At 65.1% G+C, this 17,127-nt stretch carries 20 protein-coding genes, 1 tRNA gene and 1 pseudogene; 10 read left to right on the forward strand and 12 right to left on the reverse strand.

The features are described 5' to 3' along the window. Positions 1-3: 3 nt before the first annotated feature. From MTHMO_RS05885 to MTHMO_RS05895, 3 genes are read right to left on the reverse strand one after another with little or no spacing between them, the layout of a single operon-like run. On the reverse strand, positions 4-627 hold the full coding sequence (locus MTHMO_RS05885; protein WP_202213957.1) for a hypothetical protein: 624 nt from the start codon (positions 625-627) through the stop codon (positions 4-6). Further along, positions 624-1,427, reverse strand: coding sequence for a DUF72 domain-containing protein (locus MTHMO_RS05890; RefSeq protein WP_202213958.1), 804 nt, complete (start codon positions 1,425-1,427; stop codon positions 624-626). The genes MTHMO_RS05885 and MTHMO_RS05890 overlap by 4 nt, the downstream gene beginning before the upstream one ends. Before the next feature lie 45 nt (positions 1,428-1,472). After that, positions 1,473-3,296, reverse strand: coding sequence for a bifunctional homocysteine S-methyltransferase/methylenetetrahydrofolate reductase (locus MTHMO_RS05895; protein ID WP_202213959.1), 1,824 nt, complete (start codon positions 3,294-3,296; stop codon positions 1,473-1,475). A 30-nt stretch (positions 3,297-3,326) separates the two neighbouring features. Between MTHMO_RS05895 and MTHMO_RS05900 the strand changes: the two genes are divergently transcribed. From MTHMO_RS05900 to MTHMO_RS05910, 3 genes are read left to right on the forward strand one after another with little or no spacing between them, the layout of a single operon-like run. Then, on the forward strand, positions 3,327-4,370 hold the full coding sequence (locus MTHMO_RS05900) for an LOG family protein (RefSeq protein ID WP_202213960.1): 1,044 nt from the start codon (positions 3,327-3,329) through the stop codon (positions 4,368-4,370). Next, the gene (locus tag MTHMO_RS05905) at positions 4,360-4,881 is read left to right on the forward strand and encodes a L,D-transpeptidase (protein ID WP_202213961.1); all 522 of its coding nucleotides are present in this window, start codon (positions 4,360-4,362) and stop codon (positions 4,879-4,881) included. Before MTHMO_RS05900 ends, MTHMO_RS05905 begins: the two co-directional genes overlap by 11 nt. Continuing rightward, positions 4,878-5,528 carry an HAD family hydrolase gene (locus MTHMO_RS05910; protein WP_202213962.1) on the forward strand — a complete coding sequence of 217 codons (651 nt, stop codon included), beginning with the start codon at positions 4,878-4,880 and terminating at the stop codon, positions 5,526-5,528. The genes MTHMO_RS05905 and MTHMO_RS05910 overlap by 4 nt, the downstream gene beginning before the upstream one ends. Before the next feature lie 19 nt (positions 5,529-5,547). Here MTHMO_RS05910 and MTHMO_RS05915 read toward each other — a convergent pair whose 3' ends face one another. Next, positions 5,548-6,267, reverse strand: coding sequence for a hypothetical protein (locus MTHMO_RS05915; RefSeq protein WP_202213963.1), 720 nt, complete (start codon positions 6,265-6,267; stop codon positions 5,548-5,550). A 5-nt stretch (positions 6,268-6,272) separates the two neighbouring features. Between MTHMO_RS05915 and MTHMO_RS05920 the strand changes: the two genes are divergently transcribed. From MTHMO_RS05920 to MTHMO_RS05940, 5 genes are all read left to right on the forward strand, one after another. Then, positions 6,273-7,724 carry a M20/M25/M40 family metallo-hydrolase gene (locus MTHMO_RS05920; RefSeq protein WP_202213964.1) on the forward strand — a complete coding sequence of 484 codons (1,452 nt, stop codon included), beginning with the start codon at positions 6,273-6,275 and terminating at the stop codon, positions 7,722-7,724. 47 nt (positions 7,725-7,771) lie between these two features. After that, a complete protein-coding gene (locus MTHMO_RS05925) occupies positions 7,772-8,185 on the forward strand; it encodes a VOC family protein (protein ID WP_202213965.1) in 414 nt (137 codons plus the stop codon). Between the two features lie 14 nt (positions 8,186-8,199). Continuing rightward, positions 8,200-8,598: a hypothetical protein gene (locus tag MTHMO_RS05930; protein WP_202213966.1), complete on the forward strand. Its 399-nt coding sequence runs from the start codon at positions 8,200-8,202 to the stop codon at positions 8,596-8,598. 293 nt (positions 8,599-8,891) lie between these two features. Further along, positions 8,892-9,401, forward strand: coding sequence for a rhodanese-like domain-containing protein (locus tag MTHMO_RS05935; RefSeq protein WP_202213967.1), 510 nt, complete (start codon positions 8,892-8,894; stop codon positions 9,399-9,401). Between the two features lie 26 nt (positions 9,402-9,427). After that, positions 9,428-10,102, forward strand: coding sequence for a methylated-DNA--[protein]-cysteine S-methyltransferase (locus MTHMO_RS05940; RefSeq protein ID WP_370568255.1), 675 nt, complete (start codon positions 9,428-9,430; stop codon positions 10,100-10,102). A 21-nt stretch (positions 10,103-10,123) separates the two neighbouring features. Here MTHMO_RS05940 and MTHMO_RS05945 read toward each other — a convergent pair whose 3' ends face one another. The 3 genes from MTHMO_RS05945 to MTHMO_RS05955 all read right to left on the reverse strand — a co-directional run bounded on the left by MTHMO_RS05945 (position 10,124) and on the right by MTHMO_RS05955 (position 13,072). Further along, positions 10,124-11,599, reverse strand: coding sequence for a glycerol kinase GlpK (locus tag MTHMO_RS05945; protein ID WP_202213969.1), 1,476 nt, complete (start codon positions 11,597-11,599; stop codon positions 10,124-10,126). Positions 11,600-11,606: 7 nt separating this feature from the next. Further along, entirely contained in the window at positions 11,607-12,605 is a 999-nt protein-coding gene (locus MTHMO_RS05950) for an NADP-dependent oxidoreductase (RefSeq protein ID WP_202213970.1), read from the reverse strand. Positions 12,606-12,760: 155 nt separating this feature from the next. Beyond that, entirely contained in the window at positions 12,761-13,072 is a 312-nt protein-coding gene (locus tag MTHMO_RS05955; RefSeq protein ID WP_202213971.1) for a hypothetical protein, read from the reverse strand. A gap of 376 nt (positions 13,073-13,448) precedes the next feature. Here MTHMO_RS05955 and MTHMO_RS11240 point away from each other — a divergent pair. Both MTHMO_RS11240 and MTHMO_RS05965 read left to right on the forward strand, forming a co-directional pair. Further along, positions 13,449-13,820: pseudogene (locus MTHMO_RS11240) on the forward strand (DJ-1/PfpI family protein); the annotation flags it as partial. A 59-nt stretch (positions 13,821-13,879) separates the two neighbouring features. Beyond that, positions 13,880-14,326 (forward strand): helix-turn-helix domain-containing protein, encoded by a 447-nt coding sequence (locus tag MTHMO_RS05965; RefSeq protein WP_202213972.1) that lies wholly within the window; start codon positions 13,880-13,882, stop codon positions 14,324-14,326. A 66-nt stretch (positions 14,327-14,392) separates the two neighbouring features. On the opposite strand, the gene MTHMO_RS05970 is transcribed toward MTHMO_RS05965, so the two are convergent. The 5 genes from MTHMO_RS05970 to MTHMO_RS05990 all read right to left on the reverse strand — a co-directional run bounded on the left by MTHMO_RS05970 (position 14,393) and on the right by MTHMO_RS05990 (position 17,060). Then, the gene (locus MTHMO_RS05970; RefSeq protein ID WP_237394799.1) at positions 14,393-15,193 is read right to left on the reverse strand and encodes a hypothetical protein; all 801 of its coding nucleotides are present in this window, start codon (positions 15,191-15,193) and stop codon (positions 14,393-14,395) included. 338 nt (positions 15,194-15,531) lie between these two features. Beyond that, positions 15,532-15,846 (reverse strand): hypothetical protein, encoded by a 315-nt coding sequence (locus MTHMO_RS05975; protein ID WP_202213973.1) that lies wholly within the window; start codon positions 15,844-15,846, stop codon positions 15,532-15,534. Between the two features lie 96 nt (positions 15,847-15,942). Continuing rightward, positions 15,943-16,013 (reverse strand) — tRNA-Gly (locus MTHMO_RS05980). A gap of 66 nt (positions 16,014-16,079) precedes the next feature. Next, a complete protein-coding gene (locus MTHMO_RS05985; protein WP_202213974.1) occupies positions 16,080-16,373 on the reverse strand; it encodes a hypothetical protein in 294 nt (97 codons plus the stop codon). A 27-nt stretch (positions 16,374-16,400) separates the two neighbouring features. Continuing rightward, positions 16,401-17,060 carry an HNH endonuclease domain-containing protein gene (locus MTHMO_RS05990; protein WP_202213975.1) on the reverse strand — a complete coding sequence of 220 codons (660 nt, stop codon included), beginning with the start codon at positions 17,058-17,060 and terminating at the stop codon, positions 16,401-16,403. Positions 17,061-17,127 lie beyond the last annotated feature (67 nt).

Below are 17,127 nucleotides of genomic sequence, written 5' to 3' on the forward strand. Positions count from 1 at the left end.
CTCTCAGCGCGCGCGCCGGATCTCCAGGGGACGGGCGGACGACCCTTTGGCATCCAGGAAGCCGGCGAACTTATCGATAGACCGGGAGGCGCTTTCCAGATCCTCGTTGAGCGCGCCGAAGCTCGGCGGCCACCAGCAGCAGAAGAACTTCCACGCCCCCTCCCCCAATTCGTCCCGGACATCCGGCGGCGGAGGGACATAGAGGGTCAGCGCACGAAGCGCATCGAGGATGATACCCTCGACCATGCCAGCGGCCTCGCCCTCGGTTCGGAGCACGGTCTTTTCGGTGATCACACCGGCGGAGTTGAGGAAGAATGCGACGGCCACGAACCCGTGGGTCGGGGTCATGGCCAGGCCTGCCAAGGAAAGCCGCCTCCGTGCCGCTTCCTGCTGGACCTTGGTTTCGAAAGCTTGGGAGAGCTCCGCCAGATACCGGTCCTTCTCGGACTGCGCTTCGGGCGAAATCTGCGGACCGTACTCGACCACGGCGAAGATCGTAGGCTTTTTCCTAGGGCTCTTTTTTTCGGCGCCGGAGGGGTCGGAGGAAGCGGCGGCCGGTGCCGAGAGAGCCGTCTGCCCGATGAGGCAGAGACAAGCGAACGGAAAGAGAAGAAGACGGGCGTTCATCGGGACTCGGTCGGTCGCTGCGGCCGAAGAAGGGCCAGGAGCTTGAGGGCATTGTCCACCGCCGCTCCCTGCGCCGTATTGTCGAAATATACATGCACCGTGCATCCGTCCCGCCGCCAGGATCCGATCCGGCAAGCCCAGGACACAAGCTCGTTCTCGGAATAGGCGGAACGATACGTGGCCTGGGAGCCGTGCAGGCGGACGAAGACCAGGTCGGTGGTGACCGCGTCCCAGCGGGGCCAATCGGCGGCATCGCTCTGACAGGAGCCGATCCGGCAAGACTTCAGGAGTCGAAAGACCTCCTCATCGAACCAGGAAGGATGGCGGAACTCGAGGACGTGCCGGGGGCCGTTGCGGCTCCCCGCCAGCACCTTGGCGAAGGATTCGAGGCGCCCGAGGTCCTTCCGGAACGAACCCGGGAGCTGCCAGAGAAAAGCCTTGAGCTTCCCTCCGAGGGGAGAAGCATCCTCGACCTGCCTCCGGACCGCCTCCCCTACTTCCTGGAGCCGCTTCACGTGCGTGACGAACCGGTGTCCCTTCAGTGCGAAGGCGAACTCCGGAGGCGTGGACTCGGCCCAGCGCCGGTAGGTTTCGGGCCGATGGCGCCGGTAGAAGGAAGAATCGACTTCGACTGCGAGAAAGCGGCGCGCGTAGAGAGCGAGCCAATCCCGCCTCGGCGCCTCACCGTAGAGGATAGGCCGCCAATCCGGGTAGTTCCAGCCGCTGGTGCCGACATAGACCCGCGGAAGATCGGCGGTATGTGGATCGGTCCGATCCCCTTCTACGAGATTCCGGTGCATCGCCCCCCTCCGGCAGCACTCGCTCCCTCGCCCCCTCCTCCGGCTTCAGAGCAGCTCCTCGAGCAGCCGGCCGGTGAGGTCGTACCGCAGGAACGGAGTGATCAGGTAGACCCCTCCGAACTGCTCGAGCACCGCCTCCGCCAGCGCCCGTGCCGCTTCCAATCCGGCCTCCGTCGCCTTGGGCCCCTCCAAGTGGCGCAATCTCTCCCGAAGGCTTTCGGGAATCGAAATCCCCGGCACCTCGTTGTGCAGGAACTCGGCGTTGCGGGCGTTGAGCACCGGCATGATCCCGACGAAGACCGGGATGCCCAAAGGCTTGAGGTGCTCGGCGGTCTTCCGGATGAGCGCCGCGTCGAAGACCGGTTGGGTCATCGCGTATTGGGCGCCCGCGGCGATCTTCGATTCGAGCTTGCGCACCTGAGAATCGAACTGCACCGAGTTGGGATTGAAAGCGCAGCCGATTACGAAGTTGGTCTTCGCCTTGAGATCCCGCCCCGCGGCGGAGACTCCCGTGTTGAGCTTCGCGATCAGCTTGATGAGCCCGAGCGAGTTGAGGTCATAGACCGAGGTCGCTCCCGGATGGTCGCCCGCCTTCGCGGGATCTCCGGTCAAGGCGAGCACGTGACGGAAGCCGAGCACCGCGAACCCCAGCAGCTCGGACTGGATGCCGAGGAGATTTCTGTCCCGGCAAGCGAGGTGGAGGATCGTGTGGAGGCGGGAGGTGCGCCGGGCCGCCACCGCCGCCGCCAGATTGCTGACCCGGAGAATGGCCAGCGAGTTGTCGGCCAGCGTGAGCGCGTCGGCTCCCGCCTGCTCCAGCGCCCGAACCCCATCGAGAAATTTGTCCATGGCGAGCGTTCGCGGAGAATCGAACTCGACTATGGCGACCGGCTTCCGCCGGTACCGATCCAAGAGGCTCTCTTCCTCGATCTTCAGCGGCTCTTCTTTCCTTGCCGCCTCGATCGCGGGCAAGGACTGCCGCCGCGGCTTCTCGAGCCGGGGACGGTAGCGGGCGAGCACGGGCGCCATCGCAGCGATGTGGAGAGGGCTCGTTCCGTAATCCCCACCCAGCAGGCGGACTCCTTCGGCGACGAACCGCTCCACGTTCGCGGCGAAATATTCCGGGCTGGCCGAATAGGAGAGCCGCCCCTCGTAGAATTCGGGCTTCCCCGCGTTCGGGAAGGCGCAGAGGAAGGCTTCCGGATGGACCTCGATATCCTCGAGCAGGTGGAGCGAGGCCAGGACGCCGCAGCTTCCGCCGATACCGACGATCCGGGCTCCCGATTGCCGGAGCGAGGCGAGGCCGGAGCCGAGCGTCTCCCCGTTGCCGAGCCGGCCTTCCTCGAAGGCGGCGAGTGAAACCGCCGCCAGAGGGGCTCCTAACTCTCGGGCGACCGAGAGCGCGAGTGTCGCTTCGGAAAGCTCGGTGAAAGTCTCCAGAAAGATCACGTCGCAGCCCGCCTCCAGCAGAGCGGTGATCTGCTCCCGGTAGAGGATGCGCCGCTCCTCCGGAGAAAGGCTCCCTTCCCAAGGGCGGAGCCAGATCGGCCCGATGCTTCCCGCCAGGAAACACTCGCCTCCCCCGGCCTCCCGCGCGAGCTCCACCCCACGCCGGTTGATCTCAACAACCCTCTCCTCGAGACCGAACCGGCCGAGACTGGCACGATTCGCCCCCGTCGTGTTGGTGCGGAGGAGGCCGGCTCCGGCCCGGCGGTAGTCGGCATGCGCGCGCCGGACCAGATCGGGACGGCTCAAGTTCGCCTCTTCGAGGCAATAGCGGCGCGGGAGCCCGAGCGAATAGAGGTAGGTTCCGAGCGCCCCGTCGCCAAGAAGGAGCCGCTGGGAGAGGTATTCTAATAGATTTGCCATGAAAGGAAGCCGACGCATTATAGGGCCGGGATGACCGAAAAAAAAAGCGCGGGCTATTCGACGGGCGAGCCTGCGCTGGATCAGAAAATCCTCGAGTTGCTCGACGCAGCCGGCATCCGCGGCGCTCAGCGGGAATATTTTGAGATGGTGGCGACCGCCCTCCGCTTCGGCCGCCAGGCGACGACTCCGGGTGACATCCGGATGATCAACCAGGTGCTTAAGGAGATCCGGTATGCCGACGCCGTCTTTCAGCCCTACCGCGGGGTCAAGAAGGTGACGATCTTCGGCTCGGCCCGGGTCGCTCCCGACCAACCGGATTGGCGGATGGCCCGGATGTTCGCCGAGCGGATCGCTAAGGCCGGCTTCATGGTCCTGACGGGCGGCGGGGAGGGGATCATGGGCGCGGCGCAGCTCGGAGCGGGAAAGGAGATGAGCTTCGGGTTGAACATCCGCCTTCCCTACGAGCAGCGCCCCAACGAGGTGATCGAGGGTGACCGGAAATTGATCTTCTTCCGCTACTTCTTCACTCGCAAGCTCCACTTCGTCAAGGAGTCCCACGCCATCGCCCTCTTTCCCGGCGGCTTCGGCACGATGGACGAATGCTTCGAGGCCTTGACCCTCATGCAGACGGGCAAAGCCCCCATCGTCCCCATGGTCTTCCTCGAACACCCGGGAGGGTGTTATTGGAGCGCCTTCCGGGAGTTCCTGAACAAGGAGCTCCTCTCACGCGGGCTCATTTCGGAGCAGGACTTTTACCTGTTCACCTTCACGGACGACCTGGAGGAGGCGGTCCGGGAAATCGAGCGCTTCTATCACAACTTTCATTCCTACCGGTTCGTGGGTGATCTCCTGGCCTTGCGGCTGCATCGGGCTCCGGGCGACTCGGACCTCGCCGCGATCGAGCGGGACTTCCACGACATCGTCGTCGGACCCGGCTCCTTCGCAAAGAGCGGCGCGCTGCCGCCCGAGGCCAACGAGCCCGAGCTGCTCTCTCTGCCGCGGGTCTGCTTCCCCTTCGACCGGAGATCCTTCGGCCGGCTGCGGCAACTGATCGATCGGCTCAATGAATTTTGAACCCTGGGATACCTCGAGGCTGGGCTTGGTTCCGAAGGGAACCTGGTTTCATGTTTCGGTCTGGGAGCAGAAAGTCCGCGTACTGCGGGACAAGGAGCCGCTCTGGGAAGCGCCGGTAAGCACCGCCCGGCTCGGCTGCGGGGAGGAGGCCGGCAGCCACCGGACCCCACGGGGATGGCACTTCGTCTGCGAAAAGATCGGGGAGGGAGCTCCGCTCGGCACCGAGTTCCGCGGGCGAAAGCCGACCGGATTCCTTTGGACTCCCGACGCCCCGTTTTTCGAGCGGAGCCTGATCCTCACCCGCATTCTCTGGCTGGCGGGAATGGAGCCTCACAATCTGAACACACGCGAGCGTTTCATCTATTTCCATGGCACCAACCGCGAGGATGCGATCGGAAAACCGATGAGCCGGGGCTGCATCTGCCTCCGGAACGAAGATATGATCGAGCTCTTCGAGCATGCCTCGATAGGCACGCGGGTCTTGATCGAGGAAAAGGGACATCGGCTATGAGCCGGGCCATCGGCACGATCCTGCTCGACTGGTCGGGCACCCTAGTCGACGATCTTCGCTTCGCCCATCGGGCGGCCAACCAGGTGCTCGCCCTCTACCGGAAGCCTACGATGACGCTGGAGGAGTTCCGGGAGCGCTTCTTTCTCCCGCTGCGCGACTTCTACCGGACGATTCTTCCGGAAGTCCCCTTGGAGACCCTCGATCGCTTCTATCACGCCGCCTTCCGTTTCTTCCGCCCGCGGATTCCTCTTTTGCCCCACGCCGTCGACTTCCTCGAGTTTTGTCGTGCCAAGGGCCTGCGGATGATCCTTTTGAGCACGATTCAAAAGGACCATTTCCTCGATCAGGCCCGACGGCACGGGATCCTCGGCTATTTCTCCCAAATCCATACGGAGGTCACCGACAAGCGCGTTGCGCTTTCCCGGCTGCGGGAGGAGATGGGGTTGGCGCCGCAAGAGGCGATCTTTTTGGGCGACATGGTCCACGACATCGAAGCGGCGCATGCGGCAGGCATTCTTTCCGGCGCCCTCCTGACCGGCTACGACACCCGCGCCAAGCTCGAGGCGGCGCGCCCGAGCTTTCTCTTCGCAGATCTGGCCGAAGCTCGGAGCTTCCTGGAAGAGAGGCGGGAGACAAAAGGCGGCTAGCAGCGCCGCCCGGCCCTTTCTACTTCCCTTCCCTTCCTCCCCGTTCCGGCGCGGAAACGGACCGCAAGGGAAGATGGAGGCTCAAGGAGCCGCGGAGCGACAGCGGCCGGCCCGGCCCGAACGGGCCGCCCGTTTCCCGCCTCCCTGCGGACGGCCTTCTTCCCATTTCGGCCTCCTTCTCCCTCCCGTTCCGATGGAGGGAAAGCTCGAGCGCGAGGTGCAGCCCGTAGCCGCCGGAGAGATCTCCCGCCGCCGCGGGACTCTCCTCGAGCTTCTCTTTCCGGGCCCGGCGCAGTCCGCCCTCCGCCTCCTCCACCGCCTTGCGGCCGGCCTCCCGCGTCTGGCACACCCGTTCCTCGGTCTCCGGCTCCTTTCCGGCGGCAGGCACGGATTCGGGGTGCGAACCGGCACACGGCTTTGCCTTCGGATCGGTTCCCTGCTCCCTCGCCGCAGGCGACAAGACCTTGCTTTTCCCGCTTTCCTTCCCCCCTTCCGCCGCGCACGGCTCCGGCGGCGGAAACGGGGAAGCGGCGAAGAATTGCCGGGCCCAGGCGAAACCCGATCGGGCGACGGAAAGCAGATGGCCCGCCGCCCGGAGCAGATCGGCCGTGCTCAGGGAAGCGGAGAACGGATCGAGATTGCGCTGCACGAAGGAACGCATCTGCGGATCGAGCGTGGCCGGGACGTGCGGCATCGAGGTGTGGTGGCCGACGCTCAGCTGGACGTGGAGGGAAGCCATTTCTTTTGCCTCCGTTACGAAAGGTTTCGGAATCTTTTTTTCGGCAGTGCGTCGATCGCCCGACCCGCGTCACCCGGCTCCTCCTGCACCGGGCTCTGCAAGCCGGCGGAGGCGCAGCCGCTTTCCTCTTTGACACCGCAGGAGCAATCCGGCAAAACCGGATCAGCGTGCCGACAACCGTTTCTTCCTCCCTCGACTGGGGCCGCCTGGGCGCGGAAGCATTGGAGATCCTGCAGGCGTACGTTCGTATTCCCTCGGTCAATCCGCCGGCCGACACGACGAAGACGGCGGACTTCCTGCGGCAGGTGCTGGAGGAAAACGGCGTTCCCGCCCGGGTTTATGCCAGCGGTCCGATCGCGCGCAACGTCCTGGCCCGCCTTCCGGGCCGCGATCCCTCGCGAAAGCCCCTCCTCCTGCTCAACCATATGGACGTGGTGCCCGCGGACGCTTCCCGATGGAAGGTCCCCCCGTTTGCGGCCGCGGTTCATGATGGTTTCCTCTGGGGTCGGGGCACGCTCGACATGAAGGGACTGGGGATCCAGCAGCTCATGGCCTTCCTGGCGCTCAAGCGGGCCGGGATCGTGCCTCCGCGGCCGATCCTCTTTCTGGCCACGGCGGACGAGGAGAGCGGAGGCCGGGCGGGCATCCGCTGGATGATCGAGAACCATTGGGATGTGCTCGATCCCGAATATGTGCTCGACGAGTCGGGATTCGGCACCCGCGATCTTTTCGCTTCCCCCAAGCTGGTCTTGACGGTGCAGGTGGGGGACAAGCAACCGGTTTGGCTGCGGCTCGCCGCGACCGGCCGGCCTGGGCACGGCTCGATCCCCACTGGGAACGACGCCCCGGCGATCCTCCTACGCGCAATCGGAAGGATCCTCGAGCGAAAGGAAGCCGACCGGCCTCCCGCGGTGGTGGAGGCGATGGTCGCCCGAGTCGGAGCTCCTCTCGCTCCCCATCCCTTCACCGACTCGATCCGGCGCAACACGGTCGCCTTGACCAGCCTTTCGGCCGGGGTCGGCACCCCCCCGAAGATCAACGTGATCCCCTCGTCCGCCGAGGCGACCTTAGACTGCCGCCTCCTTCCCGGAGTCGATCCCCAGGAGTTCCTCTCCTCGATCCGAACGCTGGTGCAGGATCTCCCGGTCACCATCGAGCTCGCCAACGAGCTGGCCGATCCCGCGCCTCCGAGCCGTTGGGACACCCCGCTCTTCGCCGCGATCGAGCGGACGGTCGCGGCGCACTATCCGGAGGCGGTGGTCACCCCGCTGCTTAGCTCGGGCTTCACCGACTCCCGTTACCTGCGTCAGAAGGGTGCGGTCGGTTACGGGTTCATGCCGATGATCCTGGACTCGGAGACCGCTTGGAGCGCCCATTCCGATTCGGAACGGATCCCCATAGCCGAGTTCCAGCGCGGGATTCGGGTTCTTTTCGACCTGTTGCAGGAGGATTTTTAGATACGCCCAGGACAGGTTTTTCCACAACGGCTCAAGGCAGAAACACGATGAAGATCGCCCTGCTCCACCACGCGGCCCTTCCGGTCACCGACCTGGAACGATCGAAGGCCTTCTACCGGGAGATCCTGGGACTCCAGGAAGTACCCCGCGCCCCTTTCCCTTTTCCGGGAGCCTGGTTCGCCCTTCCGGGCGGCCAGCGGATCCATCTGATCGTTTCCCCCGGTCAAACCATGCGTACCGGCAAGGGGATCGACTCGCGGGACGGACACATCGCGCTTCGGGTCGCCAGCTACCGGGAAACCCTCGAGGAGCTACGGGCGAAAGGCTACAGCCCCGAGGCGGCCGACGAGCTTCACCGGATCAAGGTCGATCCCCATTCGGTCGCGGGCTTTCCGCAGCTCTACCTTCTCGATCCCGACCGGAACTTGATCGAGATCAACGCCGAGAAGCTCGATTTATAGAAAGGGCGGCGGCCGTGCCCGATCGCGACCGAACATTCCGGGCGGATCCGCTGTTGCTCCTCTTGCTCTTTCTTTCCCTTCTCGTATCCGGTTGCGGTCGCTCCTCCTCTTCGCCCGAGGGCGAGTACGGCGGCACGTGGACGGAAGCGGATCGGTCGACCGTCGAGGTGAGGTTGGCCCTCAAGCCGGGCGGCAAGGCCTCGATGCAGCGGACGGTGCGCTGGCCGGACGGCCGGACCGAAGCCGATTCCTGGGAATCGGACTACCGTTTGGAAGGCGATCGGATCCTGATCGGTTCCGAGGGGAAGGTCTACGCCGTCTTCCGTCGGCAAGGGACCTCTCTTCTCGACGCGAGCCACTTGGTGGACGGGAAGCCGATCCGCCTGGCTAGGCTGGCGTCGCCGCCGCCTTAACGGCCATTTCTCACAAATTTCGTAGCCGAGGCGCCGCAAATGGGCTTGGATGCGAGGCGGGCGCAGGTTTTCCACCGGAGCTGCAGGAAGACATACTGCGAGCATGGAAAACCAAGCGGGAGCGAAGCGAACGAACCCGTTTTGCAAGCCGGAGGAGAACGCTTGTGAGAAATGGCCGTTAACCTAGGCCCAGCCTTCCCGGCGACCGCTGCGGATATTTGAGGCAACAAGACCCCGAGAGCGGGAAACTTCTCCATTGCAGAACGCGCCGAAGAAACGGGAGAATGGGGCGCATGGCTCTCCGGATTTCCGTTCCGTCTCGACTCCTCTTCCTTCATCTCTACTCCCCTTTTCTTCTCTGCTTTTTTTGGGCTGCGGCATCGCTTCGCGCCGAGGGGAACGAGATCCGGATCGGGCCCCATGACCCTTGGACCCGCAGCGACATCCTCCTGCCGGAGGAGTTCCTGGCGCAAAAAGGATCGGGAAGCTCTTCCTATCTGGTCTGCCACGTCGGCTTCCGTTTTCTCTATATGGCGGGCCATATCCCGGGAGCGATCTACGTCGGCGCCGGCAAGGATTCCGACGGGATCGAAGCCCTCCGAAATGCCGTATCGGCGCTGCCCAGGGATCGGAGGATCCTCCTCTACTGCGGCTGCTGTCCGCTGGATGTCTGCCCGAATCTCCGCCCCGCTTTCCAGACCGTCCGGAAGCTCGGATTCGCAAACGCCAAAATCCTTTACCTCCCCCACGACTTCGCCGAGGACTGGATCCGCAAGGGATATCCGACCGAAAAAGGCCGATGAAGCCTCCGGCGGAACTGGAGTCGTCTATGCCTTTCGAACGCGGCTCCCGCTCGGCCGACGACCGGCCGCTCGACGAGAAGGCGGCCCGGACCGCAGCGCGCTTCCGCGACGGCGGCGTCGGGATGCGTTTTGCCGTGGGCACCTGCTCGCTAGGGTTCATCCTGGTGGCCGCGAGCCCTTGCGGGGTTACGGCCATCTTCCTTGGGGATGCTCCGGATGCGCTTTCCGATGAGCTGCGACGCCGCTTCCCGGAGGAGCGGCCCATCGCCGGGGGTGAGGCCTTCGGCCGACTGTTCGCGGAGGTTGTGGGGTTCATCGAGGAGCCGAGCCGAGGCCTCGATCTCCCCTTGGACGTCCGCGGCACCGCCTTCCAGCGGCGGGTTTGGCAAGCGCTGAGGGCAATTCCGCCCGGAGTCCGGGTAAGCTATCGCGAGATCGCCCGGCGCATCGGCGCCCCCCGAGCGGCACGCGCGGTGGCTCGCGCCTGCGCGGCCAATCCTTTGGCTGTTGCGATCCCCTGCCACCGTGTCGTGAGGACGGACGGCGAGCTGTCCGGCTACCACTGGGGTGCCGCGCGCAAGGAAGCGCTCCTGCGGCGCGAAATTGGGCTCCGATCGGGTCGAGAACATCCGGGAGCGCGCGCGCTTGCTTCGCGACCGCGGCGCAAGCGCGATTCCCGGTTCGATCGCCCCGGTTGTTGAGGAAGCCGGAAGGCCGGATCCCTATCGCCGCCACCCTCGCGTTCGACCGACCGCGTCCTTCCACGCTTCCCGCTTGCGGCGCCGTTCCCGCGCATCGAGGAGTGGGGAGAAGATCCGCTCGATCCGGCCGAAGCCGCTCCGCTCTTCGGGTGTGGCGAAGAAGCCCGCTTCCCGTCCCGCTAGGAGCCCGACCCCCAGGGCGGTGGCCTCGCGGCAACCGGAGCGCACCACCGAGAATCCGAGCAGGTCAGCTTGGATCTGGAGGAGCAGATCGCTTCGCGCGGCACCCCCGTCGACCTTCATTTGGTGCAGCGGAGCTCCGCCCGCCCGGGCCATCGCCTCGATCACGTCGCAAACCTGGTGAGCGATTCCTTCCCACACCGCCCGGGCGATGTGCGAGGGCCGGGTCCTGCGGGTGATTCCGATCAAAAGTCCTTCGGCCGAGGGATCCCAATACGGACTCCCGAGCCCGGTGAGGGCCGGTACGAAGACGAGCCCCTCGGTTTCGGAGGCCTGCCTCGCCAAGGCTTCGGCCTGCTCGACGCCCGGCGCCAGCCGCAGACCGTCCACCAGCCATCCGACGGCCGCCCCGGCGGCGAAGACGCAGCCTTCGAGCACGTAGGTCGTCTCCCCTTCGAGGCGCCATCCGGAAGAGACCAGCAAGCCTTCCGCCGCCGTCGGGGGCCGGCTGCCCAGGTTCATCAGCGAGAAAGCCCCGGTGCCGTAGGTCGTCTTGAAGCTTCCCGGTCCCCAGCAGAGCTGGCCGTAGAGCGAAGCCTGCTGGTCGCCCAGGACCGCCAGGATCGGAATTCCCTCCCAAAAGCCCGCTCCTTTCCCGAAGGGTCCGGCCGAGGGTAGCACCTCCGGTAGCAGCGAGGGAGGAGTCTGGAAGAGGGCGAGCAGATCGGCGTCCCACCGGTGTTCGTGGATGTTATACAGGAGAGTCCGCGAAGCGTTCGACTCCTCGGTGGCATGGACCTTTCCGCCGGTCAGCTTGGCGAGAAGCCAGCTGTCCACGGTGCCGAAGCGGAGGCGATCGCGCCTGCCGGAAAGCACCGGAAGGTTTTCCCAGAGCCAGAGGAGCTTGGTCCCCGAGAAATAAGGGTTTAGGCGGAGCCCGGTCTTCATCCCGATCGGCTCTTCCCAACCCGCCTTCCGGAGCCGGTCGCAGAGAGCCGTCGATCGACGGTCCTGCCACACGATGGCGTTTCCCACCGGTTCGAGGCTCTGTCGGTCCCAGAGCAGGAAGGTCTCCCGCTGATTCGCAATGCCGATGCCTGCGATCCGGCGGGGCACGGCACCCGCGCGTTCGAGGGCCTCGCACGCCGCTTCCTCCAGCGATCGCCAGAGCAGCTCGGGACTCTGCTCGACCCATTCGGGCTTCGGCGTCAGGAGGGAAACCGGCCGCATCGCCTGCCCGGCGATCCGCCCCTTCCGATCCAGAAGCAGCGCCCGGGAGCTCGTTGTTCCCTGGTCGAGAGCGAGAATGTAGTCCATGCGCCCGCTATAGAGCAACGAGCAGCTTTCCCAAGGACTTCCCGTGAAGCAGGTCGCCGAGCGCCCGCGGGGCGTTTTCGAGCCCCTCCACGACGGTCTCCTTGTAGCGGAGCTTCCCGTCGGCCGCCCATCGCTCGAGCCGGGCCAGGGCTTCCGGCCAGCGATCGAGCCGATCGCCGACGATAAATCCCTGGAGCCGGACCCGGCGCGAGAGCAGAAACTCCCATCCCTTCGGCAGAGGGCTTTCCGGCCGGTCGTAGGTGGCGATGTGGCCGCAGAGGACGATGCGCGCAAAAGGATTGAGGAGCGGCAACACCGCTTCGAGAACCGCTCCTCCCACGCTATCGAAGTAGACGTCGATCCCCTCCGGAGTCGCGCGGCGGAGCTCGGCGGGAAACTCGGCCGCTTTATAGTCGACCGCCGCCGCGAAACCCAGGTCTTCCACGATATGCCGGCACTTGGCCGCCCCTCCGGCGATCCCGACCACGTGGCAAGCGTGCATCCGGGCGAGCTGGCCCGCGATGCCGCCCACCGCCCCCGCCGCCGCGGAGACGGCGACCGTCTCTCCCGCCCGGGGACGGCCGATATCGAAGATGCCGAGGAAGGCCGTCACCCCGGGCATTCCGGCGACTCCGAGGTAGGCCGGGAGCGGCAAACGCCCGCTCACCTTTCGTACCTCCGCGCCGCGGCAGATGCCGAAGAGCTGCCAACCGAGATAGGTCACCACCTTATCGCCCGGGAAAAGCTTCGGGTCCCGGGAAGCGACCACTTCTCCGACCGCCCAACCGGGCATCGGCTCCCCGATGGCGACCGGCCGGGTAAAGGTCTCCCCGCCGCCCGCCAGCAGCCGTTGATAGGGATCGACCGAGACGAAGAGATGGCGAACCAAGATCTCGCCCGGAGCCAGCTCCTCCGAGAGTTCGGTCGCAACGATCAGAAAATCTTCGGTCCGCAAGGCCCCCTCCGGCCTTCGCACTAGAATCACCTGTCGATTCCGGAGGCTCATCGCTGTCCCGATCCTTGAGCGGCGGGGCTCGCTCTTCAATCGATTTTTGCCCGAATTGCCGCCGATGCGCTCAAGGGAGCAAAAAAAGTCGGCTGCTCCCGCGAAGAAGCAGCCACCTTTTTTCGGAGAGGGAGTAGAAACGGCCGCGCCGACGGCTAGCCGAGAACCTCTTTTTCGATCGCCTTCCGGAACTCGGCCGCCGCCTTCGCCTGGGCGACTTTCGCCTGCCAGCGGGCTCCCTCGGCCGCCACAAACGCTTCGGCTCCTTTTTCCAGGTGCGCGCCGTACGCCGCGCGGATCTTTTCCTTCAGAATTTCGGTCACGACCTCCTGCCAGGCCTTGCAGCCGGCGGATTTCCACCAATGCGTCATCTGCTCCACCAAGCTCCCCTCTGCGTGAGACTTCTGGGCTTCCTTATCGTGGCCGCTCGCCTCCTCGCAGCAGCTCTTCTTTTCGCAATCACTCATTGTACTGTTCTCCTTGGTTGTGTTTCCGGAATCAACCGACCGATCCTCCGATCCGGCAAGCGATGCCGCGGACGATTCACCGGCGAGTCTGCCAGCGCGGCGCGGTGTGCACCAGGGCGCCCACGGACAAACTTCGGGTCGAAAACGCCAATCGCTTCTTCTCCGTTGGACGGAAGCGGCCTCCCATCTTATCCTTTGGCGCGAGATGGAGCGCTCCCGCCCGCTGATCGCCCTGATTCCCCTTCTCTGCGGAGCGAAGCCCATATCGGTTGTCGGCCCTGCGCATCTCCTTGGCCGGATGGGGAAGTCCATGGACACCCCGTGCCTAGAACGCGGGCAAGGTCGCTTCCGGGTTCTTTGGGTCTCCGCCAACGGGATGCTGGCGGAATACGGACCGGTCGTGGTTCGGTCCGAGGGTGCGATTTCGGATTTCGGCACGCCCGATTTGATCTATGTTCCGGCTCCGGATGGGGATTTCGAGGAAGCCTTGCGAAGCAATCGCCCCTACCTCGATTGGCTGCGGGAGTGCCACGCCCGGGGAACCATCGTCACAAGCTCCTGCACGGGGGCGCTCTTCTTGACCGAGGCTGGCCTGCTCGATGGGCGCCGCGCAACGACCCACTGGTGCTATGCCGACTTCTTCGCCTCCCGCTACCCCAAGGTAGATTGGCAAATCTCCCGGTTGGTCGTCGAGGATGGCAGCGTAATCACCGCGGGAGGGGCGACCGCGTACCTCAACCTGATGATTCGGATCGCCGAAAGATTTCTTGGCCGGGCGCACGCCCTAGCGGTGGCCGGTTCGCCCTGGTGGATTCCGAACGCGACTCCCAACTTCCCTACATGGTTCACGGAAACCGGCGGCCGCATGGGGATAGCGTGGTCCGGAAGGCGCAGGAGCTTCTTTCCCAAGACCTCGCGGAGCCGATGGCGCTCCCGCAACTGGCGGCCGCCTGCGGCGTCAGCCCCCGCACCCTCTTGCGCCGCTTCCGGACCGCCTTGGGCCGGAGCCCGGGGGAGTATCTGCAGGAATTGCGCATCGAGAAGGCCAAGGATCTCCTGGAAAGGACCGATCGCACCGTGGAGGAGATCGTCGCGGCAGTCGGCTACGACGACTCGCGGTCCTTTCGTCGCCTCTTCCGGCACCGAATGGGCATCTCGCCGAAACGCTACAGGCGCAGGTACACCCTATTTCCGGCCGGATGCAAGGAGGAAGCGGCGGTTCGCGACACACGCTGCTGCCAGGCGCCGGCATAGACCTGCAGGCGGCGCGCTCTCCGGATCGGCGCGCGGGCGCCGCCCGAAGCCGCTTCTCTTAAGACCTCAGGGGAGGTCGCGGGCGCTGACGGGCAGGAGAAAGAAGGGCTCCCGGAAGAGGGAGGCATGCTCGGGATGGACCCCCGGGTCGTTGCCCAGCACGAATCGGCCTGCGTCCGCCTCGAGCCGCCACTGGATGGTCCACCGGCCTTTTTTCAGCGTCGCGTCGGCGCTCACCATCACGATCCCTTGGCGCCACTTGCCCCAGGAGCGATCGGCATACGAAAAGAGACGAAACATCGTTCTCGGTTCCAAGGTCAACGGATCGAGAACCCGCCGGAGGAGCAGAAAGCCCCCTTTCCATTGCACCCCGGCCCGCCTCTCTTCCGGAGAGATATCGCGAGAGGAAGACCAGACCTCCGGACCATGAAAATTGGCGATCTCGGCGAGCCAGGACCAACCGGCCGGCAAGCCGGCGGCTCCCGGAAAAGCACGCAAAAACAGAGACCGATACTCATAGTTGGCCGCCCTCAGATAGAGATGGCCGTTTTCTCCGATCCAATATCTCCCCTCGAGCTGCCGGAGCGCGAGGGCTCCCAATTTCCTGGCATAAGGCTCGTCGGGACATGTCAGCGTCAGCCCGCTAGGGGTTAGGAACGTCGATCGGCCCGGCTCCACCGCGCTCCTCTCTCCGGTTAAGAAAGGCCCGCTCGTCCCTTCCGGAGGAAGCAGAAAGGATGCGCTCGAGAGCGGATCGCGGTCGGATCGATCGCCGAAGAGCAGCCGGTCGAGCAAGACGCCGGCCAGCGCGGCCGTGGCGACCAGCGCCATGAGATCGAACGTCTTTTTTAGTATTGGGCTTGGCATGATCGATGCACAGCTTCCCGACAAGGCTGCCTCCTGCACCCGGCACCGTCTCCGCGCGGCGGGAGGAGAGCACCCGCATCGGGAATCGGAACGGTGGGAAAAAGCCGACGCTCGATTTGCGAAACAATCATAATCGCCTCACGACGGCGAGCAGACCGAATCCGGAAGCGGATTTAGACGGGCGGCCATCCGCTTCGCTTCGGCCGCCGCCGGGAGCGGAGATCGTCGCCCGCTCCAGGCCTCATCCACCCGAGCCACAGTCGAACCATCCACAGTGTTCGACGTTGCTCGGGCGGATCTCGTTCAGCGAACGTTTCGCTCGGGCAAACGGATCGGGACTACTGGCCTTCCTCCGGGGGAGCCGTTGGCGCCTCGCCCTCCTCGGCGGGCGCCTGCTTTTCTTCATCGCCGGCGGGCTTTTCCTCCCAAGGGAACCCTTCGGGCAGCCCTTCGATTCCCTGCACCGGGATGGCCTGAGCGAAGGCCTGAGGATTCCCAAGCGATCCCCCCTCCCGGCCGGTCCGGTCCACGGGCACGGGCCACATTCCCTCTGCTGCGGCGGCGGTCTGCCACGGCCGATCGGCAAACAACCCTTGGCCGAAAACGACCGGCGGCGACAGAAAAAACCCAAGCGCGGCGAGAAGGACTGGCACGCCGCCGAGTGAAGGCGCGCAACTCCGTCCGGTCAAGAAGGAATCCTTTCCCGTCCTTTTCCCGCCGGCTTACGGTACGGAGGCGGGCTCGCGGTGAGCGGGTGAAGGGAATCGAACCCTCGCTACAGGCTTGGGAAGCCCGTGTTCTACCACTGAACTACACCCGCAGTTCGGGAAACAATCGTTTCTTCGATCGAGAGAATTGTCAAAAGCAATTCTCGATCCCGGCGGATTTAGCCGAGGTATTCGACCTGGCCCCGTCCGTCGCGGAGGGAAACCGACGCACCCGGCTCTGCGAGAGTAAGCTCCAGCCGGGAGCCGGATTCGAGGACCAGGGAGAAGCGGTCGCCCGCTTCGAGGACCTTCTCGACGGTGCCGGTTCCGGAGAAGGGCGGTGCCTCCCCCGCCAGCCGCACGACCAAGCACGACCCATCCGCAAACGTGATGGAGAGCTGTCCGGGGCGGGCTTCATATTTGACGATCGGACGCCCGCGTAAGATCGGACTAAGCTTCCGATTCAGGGCCATGGCCGCCTTTCTCCTTCGCCTGTTGCGCTATTCGCCTGTGCCATGGGCGGGATGGAAGCCCTTCGCCTTAGCCTCCTCCTCGGTCATATAGTGCCCGCGCTTGGTCTTGCCGTAAAAGGAGGAACCGGCCTTCCAGTAGGTCCCGGAGCGCGTGTTCACCCAGACCCGGGCCCCTCTGCCGGGTGGCGTTGCCGATGACCGGGCCGCCCTATCCTCCTTTTTCGGCCGTCCGCCGTCCTCGCCGATGTATTTCCGGTAGGCTTCGATCCAGTCGGTCGCGATCGCCTTCTGGGCTTCCGCCAAGTCGACCTTTCCGGAGCAGACAAGCTTGTGGAGCCGGTCTTCCAAGAAGTCTTTCTTCCGGGCATTCCACGGCTGGGTCTTCCGGGACTGCGGCCAGAGATTCCGAATCGAGTTGGAGCCACCCAGCGAGAGCGGGATCAAATGATCGATCTCATAATCCCGCCGGTCCGCCAGGGGAATTCCGTAGCGGCGGAGCACCTCGCGTTTCTCCTCCCACGGGACATCCCGGACCTTCTTGGCGTAGCCCGGGGTGCAAACGTCGGATCGGCTCACCGGAAAGGTATCCCCCGGGGTCAGCTGGGGATCGGGCAGGATCGGCGGCTCGGCGACCGCCGAGCAAGCGACCGCGAGCAGGAGGACCGATGCAAGGAGCGCCGGACGCATGGGGCGATGCTACCCGATCCGGAGTTCGGTCAGCAACGGATTGTTTGCTCTATGCCAACGGGTTACC

Source organism: Methylacidimicrobium sp. AP8, from assembly GCF_903064525.1.
In the GTDB taxonomy this organism is placed as follows: domain Bacteria; phylum Verrucomicrobiota; class Verrucomicrobiia; order Methylacidiphilales; family Methylacidiphilaceae; genus Methylacidimicrobium.

Bases quoted from the DNA above. Each gene is read 5' to 3' on its own strand.
- MTHMO_RS05885 (WP_202213957.1), bottom strand. From the start codon at position 627: ATGAACGCCCGTCTTCTTCTCTTTCCGTTCGCTTGTCTCTGCCTCATC.
- MTHMO_RS05890 (WP_202213958.1), bottom strand. From the start codon at position 1,427: ATGCACCGGAATCTCGTAGAAGGGGATCGGACCGATCCACATACCGCC.
- MTHMO_RS05895 (WP_202213959.1), bottom strand. From the start codon at position 3,296: ATGGCAAATCTATTAGAATACCTCTCCCAGCGGCTCCTTCTTGGCGAC.
- MTHMO_RS05900 (WP_202213960.1), top strand. From the start codon at position 3,327: ATGACCGAAAAAAAAAGCGCGGGCTATTCGACGGGCGAGCCTGCGCTG.
- MTHMO_RS05905 (WP_202213961.1), top strand. From the start codon at position 4,360: ATGAATTTTGAACCCTGGGATACCTCGAGGCTGGGCTTGGTTCCGAAG.
- MTHMO_RS05910 (WP_202213962.1), top strand. From the start codon at position 4,878: ATGAGCCGGGCCATCGGCACGATCCTGCTCGACTGGTCGGGCACCCTA.
- MTHMO_RS05915 (WP_202213963.1), bottom strand. From the start codon at position 6,267: ATGGCTTCCCTCCACGTCCAGCTGAGCGTCGGCCACCACACCTCGATG.
- MTHMO_RS05925 (WP_202213965.1), top strand. From the start codon at position 7,772: ATGAAGATCGCCCTGCTCCACCACGCGGCCCTTCCGGTCACCGACCTG.
- MTHMO_RS05935 (WP_202213967.1), top strand. From the start codon at position 8,892: ATGGCTCTCCGGATTTCCGTTCCGTCTCGACTCCTCTTCCTTCATCTC.
- MTHMO_RS05940 (WP_370568255.1), top strand. From the start codon at position 9,428: ATGCCTTTCGAACGCGGCTCCCGCTCGGCCGACGACCGGCCGCTCGAC.
- MTHMO_RS05945 (WP_202213969.1), bottom strand. From the start codon at position 11,599: ATGGACTACATTCTCGCTCTCGACCAGGGAACAACGAGCTCCCGGGCG.
- MTHMO_RS05950 (WP_202213970.1), bottom strand. From the start codon at position 12,605: ATGAGCCTCCGGAATCGACAGGTGATTCTAGTGCGAAGGCCGGAGGGG.
- MTHMO_RS05955 (WP_202213971.1), bottom strand. From the start codon at position 13,072: ATGAGTGATTGCGAAAAGAAGAGCTGCTGCGAGGAGGCGAGCGGCCAC.
- MTHMO_RS05970 (WP_237394799.1), bottom strand. From the start codon at position 15,193: ATGCCAAGCCCAATACTAAAAAAGACGTTCGATCTCATGGCGCTGGTC.
- MTHMO_RS05985 (WP_202213974.1), bottom strand. From the start codon at position 16,373: ATGGCCCTGAATCGGAAGCTTAGTCCGATCTTACGCGGGCGTCCGATC.
- MTHMO_RS05990 (WP_202213975.1), bottom strand. From the start codon at position 17,060: ATGCGTCCGGCGCTCCTTGCATCGGTCCTCCTGCTCGCGGTCGCTTGC.